The organism is Pedobacter sp. 10L46_2 (assembly GCF_056395165.1).
Genome location: NZ_JBFTIZ010000359.1, coordinates 1 through 3,952 on the forward strand (window position 1 = coordinate 1; position 3,952 = coordinate 3,952).

Consider the following 3,952-nt stretch of genomic DNA (forward strand, 5'->3'; position numbering starts at 1 on the left):
GGGCTGACTGGCAAAAACTAAGGGACTCAATCCCAGGAACCTGCAATATCTGTTCTTTAAACGTATTATATTTAGTCTTGCTTGTGCTATCGGTCAAAATGCCAACCATTGCAACTGCGTTCGGGTCAAAGCCTAAAGATTTCTTTTGCACATATTCCATTTGCCTGATGATTACCAATGTTCCGATAATCAAAACCACAGTTATTGAAAATTGAACCACAACCAAAAATTTACGAAGGCTTAAACTGCCACCATTTAAAGAAATTTTATTTTTTATGGCCAACACAGGGTTTAATCTGGAAATGATAAGTGCAGGATAAAAGCCAGCAAGAAAACCTACAAAAACAACCAAAAGCACCATGAATACTAAAATGCTCATGTGGCTGAAGAGACTAAATTCAATTTGTCCTTTAAAAAGATTTTGCATTGGCGGTATTGCCAGTTCGGCAATAACACAGGCAATTAACAGTGCGATTAAGCTTTGAGCAAAAGTTTCGGTTAAAAACTGTGCGATAAGTTGTTTCCGCTTGCTACCCATAACCTTGCGAACACCAATTTCTTTTGAGCGATTTACAGATTGAGCAGTGCTTAAATTTATAAAATTGATGCATGCTGTTAGAATAAGGAACAGGCCTATTATTGCTAACCCATAGATTTCGCTTTTACCAATTGTCGATTCAAGGAAATTATCGTACTGTGTACTAAAGTGAATATCTCTTAATGCCTGAAGTTGATTGTTTTGATTACCAGCAATTTTCTGAATCGGATAATACTTTTTATTAAACTTATCTAAAGGCACCTGCATATCAGCAAGGGCCACTCCGGCTTTTAAAAGAACATAGCTTGATGAGCTCGAATTAACAGAATCCCAGTTCGTGATATTCCGGCCATAGTATGTCTGATAACTGATAACGATCCCAAGCGGAAAACTGCTATTTTGAGGCATGTCCTGTATTACGCCTGTTACCTCAAGGTTTGTTTTGGCACCTAATGTAATGGTTTTGCCAATAGCATGTTCTGCTGTCCCGAAAAACTTAATTGCAAATGCTTCGGATAAAACGACGGTATTAGGCTTAGATAGTGCTTGCTGAGGATTGCCATATTGCCATCTGATATCATTAAAAACTTCAAAAAAATCAGGGTCGGCATAATATACCGCTTCCTGTGTTTTAATGATCTCTCTTCCTGTCTGGTCTTTCACATGCAAAATACCACCACGTTTTACTATCGAGCCAACCTTTTCAAATCCTGCAATTTCATTTCGTGCCGCGGCTGCAAAAGGAACAGGAACTCCTGCAGAGTAATCATCAAAGGCATTGTACTTCCAATTGGTTACTACTCTGAAAATCCTTTCTTCATTTTTATATCCCTCATCAAAACTCAGCTGAAAACGGATGAACATAAAAATAAGGATACAGCTGGCCATTCCAATTGAAAGACCAAGCACGTTTATAAAGGTATATCCCTTGTTTTTCCAGAGGTTCCGCAATGCTATTTTAAGATTCAGTTTAAACATAGTAACCTAGTTATTAAGGGAATTAGATCAATTCCTCTGTACGCCCCTTATTAATTTTTTCAGAAATAACATGTCCATCCTTTAGGTTGATGATCCTGTTAGAGAAACTGGCATCATGTGAAGAGTGCGTTACCATTACAATGGTAGTTCCTGTTTCGTTCAGCTCACACAATAACTCCATTACTTCATTACCATGTGAACTGTCCAAATTACCGGTAGGCTCATCGGCCAGTACCAGTTTAGGTTTGGTTACCAAAGCTCTGGCAACAGCAACACGCTGTTGCTGTCCTCCAGAGAGTTGTTGTGGGAAGTGTCCGCTTCGGTTTACAATATTCATCCGTTCTATAATCTCATTTACAAGGCGCTTGCGTTCGCCCGCGGCAACTTTGTTATAGATCAGCGGCAGTTCAATGTTTTCAAAAACTGTCAGTTCATCAATCAGGTTAAAGTTCTGGAATACGAATCCCATATTACGTTTTCTAAAGTTAGAACGCTCTCTATCGTTCAGTTTCAGAAGCTCAGTATCAATAAATTTATAACTACCACTTTCAGGTTTATCCAGCAAACCCATTACATTTAATAAGGTAGACTTGCCGCAACCGGAAGGCCCCATTATAGAAACAAACTCTCCTTCTTTTACATGAAGATTAATACCATTTAAGGCAGTTGTTTCTATTTCTTCAGTTTTGTAAACTTTTTCCAGATTCTCAATTTTTATCATGGTTATATTTTTATGGTGTTAATCTATTTTATATATGCTATTTTTTTATTTTAGTAATAGGAAAGTTTCTCTGCTCCTCGCACAGATACAGAGAAGGCCTTTCCTATCTAACTAAACTAAAACTAAACTAATTTCTATTTACTAACTTCAATTATATCATACTGATTGAACTGATCATAAGATGAAGTAATTACTTCCTCATTCTTTTGTAAACCTTCCAGTACTTCATAATACAGATGGTTTTTACGTCCAATCTTTATATTTCTTTTTGTTGCTTTCCCGTCTTTAAGTACAAACGCCCATGACCCGCCAGTGCTTTGAAAAAACTGTCCCTGTGCCAGAAGTAACGATTTACTGTTATCAGACAAGGTTAGTTTTACCTGCAACGATAAACCTCTTCTTAAGCCATCCGGCGATGCACCATCAAATGTCAATTCTATTTGGAACTGACCGGCAGTTACCTCAGGGATTACCTTTTTAACCGTTAAACGATAGGTTTTACCGTTAAATTCACAGTTTGCCGACTGGCCTTCTTTTACCCTGTTAATGTAATATTCATCAACACCAGCCTGTAATTTATAACCTTGTAACACATCAATTTTACCAAGCATTTCATTAGCATTATATGATTTACCTGTTACCGGATCATATGATGATAAGCGGCCTGCAACGGGAGCTTTAATGGTCATATTTTCAATATTCTGTCTAATGGTTTCTAAACTTTTGTTCATTCTGCTTATAGAGAAATCTATTTGTTGCAATTGCATCGTACGACTCTGGTTTTCTTGCTTTACAGCTTCTCTCAGGATTTTTTTACGACCTTGATAATATTCATAGTCCTGACTTGATATGTTAAACTCCTGCAAAGTGATTACCTTTTTTGAATACAATACACTGTCTATTTTATATTTACGTGTTGCCGTTCTTAAACTATTCTCAATATCCATCATATCCTGGCTCATCACCCTTTGGTTTTGTTCAAGATCTAACCTAAGCTTACGCAGCTGATTGATCTGTTCGATTATACTGGTCTCACTAGAGGTATAACTAGATAAAGCATTGGGATTTGTAATTCTTAAAAGAGGTGTTCCTTTTACTACACTGGCTCCATTTTCAGTAAAGATCTCTGCAACAGTACCACCTTCAGGAGAACTGACAATTACAGAAGTTAACGGAACAACACTGGTATTTAATAAAACTACATCTTCAAAATCTCCATAAAGTACTTTATTGATGGTGATTTTATCCGGATCGGCATTGTAAACTTTGTTTAATGACAAACTGTACCCATATGCAACAAGACCCACAAAGATYACTCCTCCTACCAGCATAAGGATGGTTTTCTTATTGAATCTTTTTTTCTCTATTTTCTTATCCATTTTATTTTCTACGCTTAACACTTACCGCTAAGCCAAGTATATGCCAACTGCTCAAATAACTTTTAGACATCTGTAAATCAACTGATTAAATATAACACAAAACAAAACATGTTCAAAATCGGACACTCGATGTACATCATCGAACACTTTTAGTATTTTTGGTTAACAAATTTTTTATTACAATGATAGATGCAACCGTTTTAGTCATTGATGATGATGATGATATCCTTTTAAGTGCAAGATTATTTTTAAAGCAGCATTTTAGTCAGGTAATCACTTGTAAATCACCAAAAGAGATTAATGTATTACTAAGCCGTAATGAAGTAGATATCATTC

General features: G+C 36.4%; 3 protein-coding genes. All 3 read right to left on the minus strand.

Annotated features, from left to right (window positions below):
* Nucleotides 1–1,516: ABC transporter permease (locus AC1DDX_RS24820; RefSeq protein WP_477622779.1), on the minus strand; the 1,516-nt coding region annotated here is incomplete at its 3' end.
* Nucleotides 1,517–1,538: 22 nt separating this feature from the next.
* Entirely contained in the window at nt 1,539–2,237 is a 699-nt protein-coding gene (locus AC1DDX_RS24825) for an ABC transporter ATP-binding protein (RefSeq protein WP_068890251.1), read from the minus strand.
* Between the two features lie 134 nt (nt 2,238–2,371).
* Nucleotides 2,372–3,616: an efflux RND transporter periplasmic adaptor subunit gene (locus AC1DDX_RS24830; protein ID WP_477611747.1), complete on the minus strand. Its 1,245-nt coding sequence runs from the start codon at nt 3,614–3,616 to the stop codon at nt 2,372–2,374.
* Nucleotides 3,617–3,952: the final 336 nt, after the last annotated feature.